Source organism: Mesorhizobium sp. B283B1A, assembly GCF_020165735.1.
Classification (GTDB): Bacteria; Pseudomonadota; Alphaproteobacteria; order Rhizobiales; family Rhizobiaceae; genus Mesorhizobium; species Mesorhizobium opportunistum.
In genome coordinates this window covers 26,787-33,861 of the sequence record NZ_JAIUIQ010000057.1, presented here as the reverse complement: position 1 = coordinate 33,861, position 7,075 = coordinate 26,787, and the positions used below count along the sequence as shown (strand labels likewise).

Sequence of the window (7,075 nt, the reverse complement as noted above, 5' to 3'; positions counted from 1 at the left end):
TGACCAAGATCGCGAACCTGCCGGCACAACCCGTAACCCGTCGGCCCGGCCTCGAAGCAGACGTGCAGTCAATCATATTTCTTTCCCAGCTTCTTGATCGTCCGCTCAGCACAAAAATTTCACAGAATCTTTGCGATCGCAGATCATCGCCAATGGTAGGTTCACTGCAACTCTGAGGTAGAAGCATGTTGAAAAGCTGATGAGATTTACGTTCGGATCAAGGCACAGCATGCAACGCCAGATTACAGGCAATAGCAAGAGGAGCGCTTATCATCGCCAGGATTACGTCGCTCAATCCCGCCAATCCGAAGATCAAGGTCCAGCAATCTTTCCGACGTCGTGGGGCAGCTAGCTGATGCGCAAGGTCTGAGGGCGTGCCTATAACGGACATTACCAATCAGGAGCTTTGTCACCACCAAATGGCTGTGTTTGTGCAACGTTTCGGCAGACCAGCAATAGGATTAGATGTTTTCAGCCAAGCGGACGCTGTCATTCTGGGCCGCACCAACTGCCCAGCCTCCCGCCATTTTCACTCCCCGATCTAATCGGCGGGGCCCGTCCGAGGGAAGGCAGCCTGGCCGAGGGTGAAAATAAGACAATCACTCTACAAAAGGTTAATAGATCATGCCCAAAACTGAAATCAAGTTCGCCGAAATCGGAACCGAGTACCTCGACGACGCGCTGAGGCTCGTCGGATTGAATTATCCTAAGGATGACTGGGCAATGCTTCTGGGGCTGAGGCTTGGCTATGTTGCCATTATGGACGGTCAGGTCATCGGGGCGATGTGCATGGAGCTGTTCGATGAAGTCGCGACTATCGCCCTCCTGATCGTCGATGAAAAGATGCGCCGCCGGGGGCTTGGGGCTCGCCTCATGAAGCTCGCTCTTGAAGAGGCGGGTGCACGCGAATGCCGAGTGATCGCCAACGACGTTGGCCTGCCGCTCTACCGCAAGCTTGGATTCAAGGTAATAGAACCGATATACACCCATCGGGGCGTAGTAGCGCCCGTGCAGGTGCCGGACGATGTCGAATGGGCAACCGATGATGATTTCGATCAGATATCCGAAGTTGACCGCCGTGCCACGGGGTTCGATCGCCGGCCACTCATCTCGGCGCTTTGGAGTACGGGGCGCTTCGCCGTCATGCGCCATTCCGGAAAAGTGATGGGCTATGCGGCACTGTTCCAATACAGGCGCAAACAAGTCGCAGGACCCGTCGTCGCGCGCAGCAGCGTTGAAGCAAGGTGCCTACTGTCCATGCTCTTTTCGAATTGTGCCGGCGCGGCTCTCTCCATCGACCTCCGTCCGGAGTCGGAGCTGGCAGATTGGCTAAACTCCATTGGGATAGCAGAGACTTTCAGTTCCACCGCGATGCGCCGTGGTGAGCCCCGAGTAGATGTCGCAAGGTCCTTCCACACCTATGCACTGCCGACCCTTAGGTTTGGTTTTCCGTGATCCACATTTTGGAGGTTGGGTCGAGAGATTGTCATGTTCTGTTTCCCCTTTTCTTCCTGCGGCGCGGGTTCTTTGCTTTTGTTTTTTTCCGAATGCTACTCCTCGCGGATCTTATGTCGAGTTCAGCCTATATGGCATTCATCTGGGGTGGGGATGGTCCCAGAGATAGCGTCTATTCTAAACCATCTCGCCCCTACCTGGCTGGATATGTCGCCACGAGCTCCTCCACAGCAATGATAATCCCCTGAGCCAGGAGCTATAGAAGTGGGCCAGAAGGAAAAGGCAATGGCTAAAGGAAGTGCCCCGACGCTCGGTGTCGCTTTGATGGAATACAACAATCTCACTGCCGACTACGGGCAATTTTCGCCGACCGACCGGGTCGGCCTTGGCTCAGATTGCGTTGGGAGTATTGAATGCCCGGCGTCGTGGCCGTTCGATACTGTCTACGCAGTCGCAAGAGGCGGTGGACCGAGAGAGACCCTGGCTGGGGCGGACAGTGCGGTTGAGGGAATCACCCGAGCCGTACACCGCCTGGAAAGCGACGCCGATCTTGTAATCGCGAATTGCGGATTTTTCTGGTGCGGCTGGAAGTCGCTAAGAGGCAGCACTCAAATACCAGTGCTGCTTAGTGGTCTCGATTTTCTTGATCTGGCGCTCTCGGCCACAGCGGGCTCGGTTGGCGTGCTCACCTATTCAAAGCCCTGCGTAGAGGCGCTACTGCGTGACCACAGTGGAATTAGGCGCATGCGGATTGTGGGCTTCAGCGATCTGCCGTCCTGGAAAGCTATCGAGGAGCCTGATTGCTTCGGGGTCGGTGGTTGGACAGAAGAGAGCCTCCGCGAGGAATTTCTCATTCGTTTAAAAACGGAGTTGAACGACGGCTCGCTTAAGGACGTTCGAGCACTCGTGATCGAGTGCGTTGGGATGCCGAAGTGGCGGTCGGACATTCGCAAGCTGACCAATGTGCCCATCTTTGATCTGATGAGCATTACAAAATCTCTTCTCGCTTGAATGGACGGCCTGTCCGAATCGACTTGGGCTTGCGTAAGGTCCTTATAGCTGGCTCGAAGGCGAGCGCCGCTGTCCCGGTCAACCTGCGCGCCTTCCCGACGCTACATTGCCGAGGGTAACAGCTCCGTGATTGTGCTCGACCCAGGGCTCCGAACCGGTTTAGGCGAAGCCAGTTTCTGCACGTCGCAAAGACGCACACCTTGGCAGCCTTTGACTAATTCTCGAATTGAATTGAGTGGCGAAAGTGTCGAATGACGCCCATCCAGAGTCGTTATTATTGCTGGTGAAGCGTTGGATTAGATGAACCGGAATGCGGGCATGCCAAGGTCGACGTCAAATAGGTCCAATCAGAGAAATAGCATGGGCGGCCGATGCGTTAATTTCGGTTCTCTGAGCATTTCGATAGAACGCGATCTTGAGAAGGCGAGGGACTAATCAGCCCGCCAATCTGGGATCGGTGACGTTGCCCCCAGTTTCTATCCAGTTTTGAGTTCGTTTCCGGCGTGGGTGACGTGCTCCCCATCTTTGGATCGCCCCGGGCAGGAACTTCCGGGGGTGTGACGCGCCCCGGGCAGGAACTTCCGGGGGTGATGGCTCAAGGCGGAACGGCCGCCGATGAGCCTTTCATAAGCGATATCGGCGGCTTGTTGCCGATCGCGCTATGGGGTCGGACTGTGTTGTAGTCCTTACGCCATTCCTCCATCTTGGCACGGGCGTCGTCAAGGCTCAGGAACCAGTGCTGCTCTGCGTCGCATCGGTGCGATCCTCCCGCAGCTTCTCCTTTACCCGACGCTTCGGCGTCTTGTTCCTGAGCTGCAAGCCCATCTCCTTGTAAAGACGATAGATTCGCTTCGAGTTGACCGCCCAGCCTTCCCGGCGCAGCAACACGTGAACACGCCGGTAGCCATAGCGCACCCGTGTCTGGGCAATCTCCCTGATCCTGGCTTTGAGATCGGCCTGCTCGCCGCGCTTTGATTTGTAGTGATAGAGCGACGTGTCGATCAGAAACGTCGCGCATGCCCGGCGGATCGACACTCTCCAATCCGTCCGAACCTCATCCACAAGCCGCCGTCGGCGGGCAGGCCTCATAGCTTTCGGCGCACAACATCCTGCAGCATGGCCTTGTCGAGCGTCAGGTCGGCGACGATCTTCTTGAGCCGGTTGTTCTCATCCTCGAGTTGACGCATGCGCTTGACCTCCGACGGCGTCAGACCGCCATAGCGCTTTTTCCAATTGTAGAAAGTTGCGTCCGAAATGCCGGCTTTGCGACACACCTCCGCAACAGCTGTTCCTTCCTCGGCCTGGCGCAGGATAAATGCGATCTGCGCCTCCGAAAACTTCGACCTCTTCACGGAATCCTCCTTCTCCCGATGCCGGGATCATAAATGGAAAATTCCAGCTCCGAACGGTCCGAAAAACGGGAGGCACGTCATCGGAAATGGAGGAAAAGACCTGCCGGATTCCGGGCATAGACTACCGTCGGTGAACTGAGCCACGGGAAATACATGCTGCGGGAGCCTCTCCGAAAGGCAACCACATCATTATGCGGCTGCCACCAATGCAGCGATCACCCGGGCAATTGAATCGAGGATCGAGGCCCACTGCAATTTGGCGATTTGCGTGCCCTCGGACGTGGGCAAGTGGATGGACTGACCTCACCGGCCGCCGCCGCTCATCGACAGCGGTGCGTGTGTTCACGGCGAGGTCGGGCTGAATCTTATCACACCCACATCGTTCTCGATGGCGATCTCGGCTCCAAATGGCTTCGAAAGTGTCTGCAGACGCTCGAGAATGGCTCTTGCTTGCTGCTTGGCTACGAGACGTGGGATGCCGCGGTTTGCAAACCTGTTTGACCGACCGAGCTCGATTGGGTACAGCCGCAATTCGGCAATCTGGTTCTGCTCGAATCGGCTGACGGCGATGACGCTTTCCCAAAAGATCGGGTCTGAATAGCCTGCCATTTCGGCCACTTTCACTTCGGCATCCGTGTCGACCCGAGGATCCTTGGCGTAGTCCCCGTACATTTCCGCCCCTGAGGGGGTCCCCAAGTCGTCCTGGAAGAAGTTCCCAAGGCTATAGAAGATCGGCCTACCCTTATAGATCTCAATGCCCCGCAGTTGATGAGGTCCGTGCCCAATGTAAGCGTCCGCCCCGGCATCGATTACGCTATGCGCAAACGCTTGCTCGTAGTTAGGTGGCTCTTGACTCCAATTTCCAGGTTCGTGGCCATGGTTCGTGGCGATACAAAAATCTGAGAACTGTTTGCCCCGACGAACGTTTCGTAGAATGTCGGCGACGTCGCGCGAGTCTGGCTCGAAGCTGTATCCGATCTTGTCGCCCATTTTGTACGTCACTCCCGCGAGCACGACCGTCTTGGCGTCTTCGGGGACGAGGCCGTCGGTGCGTAAGCCAGAACTTATCAGCCTCACATTCCCGAGCATTTCGGGCGGAACCACGATGCTTTGCGCCAAACGAAGGGCATTTAGGCCTGGTCTGCCTGGCGCTTCGGCCGCAGGATCGCCCGCCCGCGCCATGGGCTTGAATGTTGTAGCACACGACAGCAGCGCCACGCGACCACGAGCGGTCTCGAAGAAGCGCGCAGCGCTGGCTTGTGCGAGATTCTCGCCCACCCCTGCATGGATAATCCCGTTTTGATCGAGCACTCGGCTAGTCTCGCGCATGCCTTCAACGCCCCAGTCAAGCGAATGGTTGTTTGCGCGACCCAAAATGTTGAATCCCATCGCCCTCAAATCTGGGCCAACCTCTGGCAGGCTGAGGTGATAGGCGCCGCCGTATTCAGCCTGCGGGTATCCATTGAACGAACGGATATCGAACACGTTGACTTCCAGGTTGCCAAAGGTGACGTCAGCATCATGAAGGATCTTGACCACGTCGCCAAAAGCAAGATTATGCGATTTCGTCACCGCACGCGACACGATTAGGTCGCCGACCGCGGCCATCGTGAAGCCGTCCGCCACGTTCGTTGCAATCGAACCGACGATGTCATAGGCTGCACCCAGCTGGGACGGATCTCCACCGTTCTTGTTTTCCATAAGATTTTCCTTCATCTCTGTTCTGTCTTCCTACTAGCTGTACGCTGTGAATTTCGAAGCTGTGGAAGGTACTATCGTACAACTAAGAGAGAATTAGCCGGAGTCGGCCGCAACCTTCGGTGGCGAGCGCTTGACGCGGAAGCCGCCCGAGCCACTCACGACTCCCAACGGTGTGGGGATAATCAGTCCGCCACGGAGCCTGTGTGCAGCGAGGGACACCCCCAAAAACGCGGGGTATGCTCGCCCACGCCATCCGACAACCCTGGACACTTCGACAGATCGACCGACTCAAACCGTACCAGGTTTTCTTCGCGTGCTTACTATTTATCATCTGCCCAACCCAATATGCGCTCAACAATTTCGGGTCGCGCGCGTGGGTTGCCACCGAGGTTCGCCAGCAGGACGACTCCGCGACTGTCCGTCGGGCGGAAGCCCATGTACGTCGAAACTCCTGGATCGCTGCCGCTGTGCTGCCATACACCACGCCACGGTCTATTAGCGGCCTTAATACGGTCATTCTGTCGCCAAGTAAGGCCTTGTATTCCTTCGGACAAAGGTAGACCTTTAACGTTCTGGGCGCTTAAGATTTCCTTGATGGTTTCTGCCCGCAGTATCCGCTTGCCCTCCAGCACACCATCTTGCATGTAGGCCATGAGAAATCTCGCCAGCTCGGAGGCCGTGGTACGCGCAAGGCCGTCTGACAAGGTCACGTAACTATAAAGGCAGTGCGGTACATGAATCTCCTTTTGATCTTTAGGCGCGGACCATCTAGGATCAATCAATTCCATTTTGGTGACGTCGCCATCGTCAACGTAGTCGTAAAGCGTAGCATGCTTGTCTCGCGGCATGCCTTCTAGCAAGAAGCGAGCGTCAGTCATCCCAAGCGGTGCGAAAATATGCTCGCTACAATAATCTGGGTACGACATGCCGCTCAGTCTCTCCACCAGCAGCCCAAGCAATCCATAGGTCACGTTGCAGTATTGGTACGCGCCTCCCGGCGCCCACGGATTGAAGTTTTGTTTGGCGTCAAAGGCCGATCCACTGGTCGTAAAATACTCCTTTAGCCACTCGCCAAGTATCGCCCGCGGATCACCACAACCATAATTCGACCAGAACAACGGACTATCTGCAATGGAAGATGTATGGGTCAGTAGCTGCCGCGTGGTAATGGGCCGATCCGAAAAAGCCGGATTGCGTACGGGGAACGGCAAGTACCGATCGATTGGCACATCAAGTTCAAGCTTTTCCTGTTCGTACATCTGCATCACAGCAGCACAGGTTATGGTTTTGGTGATCGAGCCAATATTCAGCAGCGTCTGGGGCGTCATCGCGTGGCCGAGTGCAATGTCCGCGAGTCCGAACCCGGCGGTATAAACAAGATGGCCTTGATCGATGATAGCCAAGCTTAATCCGGGTATGTGTGACGCCTGCATCTGAGCTCGGATAAACTCAGCGAAATTATCGCTCTGCAGCCACACTGTGAGGCTGCGTGGGCTGGTTGCTCTATTTGCGCCTGGCGGTTGGTGATTGTTCTCGCGTGAATGTTCATCCATCTA

Annotated in this window: 4 protein-coding genes and 1 pseudogene; 2 read left to right on the top strand and 3 right to left on the bottom strand. The window is 56.1% G+C overall.

The features are described 5' to 3' along the window. The first annotated feature begins 624 nt into the window (after nt 1–624). Both LB577_RS30120 and LB577_RS30115 read left to right on the top strand, forming a co-directional pair. Complete coding sequence (locus LB577_RS30120; protein WP_224690072.1) at nt 625–1,455, top strand: GNAT family N-acetyltransferase; 831 nt, start codon at nt 625–627, stop codon at nt 1,453–1,455. 264 nt (nt 1,456–1,719) lie between these two features. After that, entirely contained in the window at nt 1,720–2,466 is a 747-nt protein-coding gene (locus LB577_RS30115; RefSeq protein ID WP_224690071.1) for an aspartate/glutamate racemase family protein, read from the top strand. Nucleotides 2,467–3,061: 595 nt separating this feature from the next. Here LB577_RS30115 and LB577_RS30110 read toward each other — a convergent pair. The 3 genes and pseudogenes from LB577_RS30110 to LB577_RS30100 all read right to left on the bottom strand — a co-directional run bounded on the left by LB577_RS30110 (nt 3,062) and on the right by LB577_RS30100 (nt 7,072). Further along, nucleotides 3,062–3,818 (bottom strand): annotated as a pseudogene (locus LB577_RS30110) (transposase). Between the two features lie 342 nt (nt 3,819–4,160). Further along, nucleotides 4,161–5,519, bottom strand: a complete 1,359-nt coding sequence (locus LB577_RS30105; RefSeq protein WP_224690070.1) for a CapA family protein — start codon at nt 5,517–5,519, stop codon at nt 4,161–4,163. A gap of 320 nt (nt 5,520–5,839) precedes the next feature. Continuing rightward, on the bottom strand, nt 5,840–7,072 hold the full coding sequence (locus tag LB577_RS30100) for a serine hydrolase domain-containing protein (RefSeq protein ID WP_224690069.1): 1,233 nt from the start codon (nt 7,070–7,072) through the stop codon (nt 5,840–5,842). Nucleotides 7,073–7,075 lie beyond the last annotated feature (3 nt).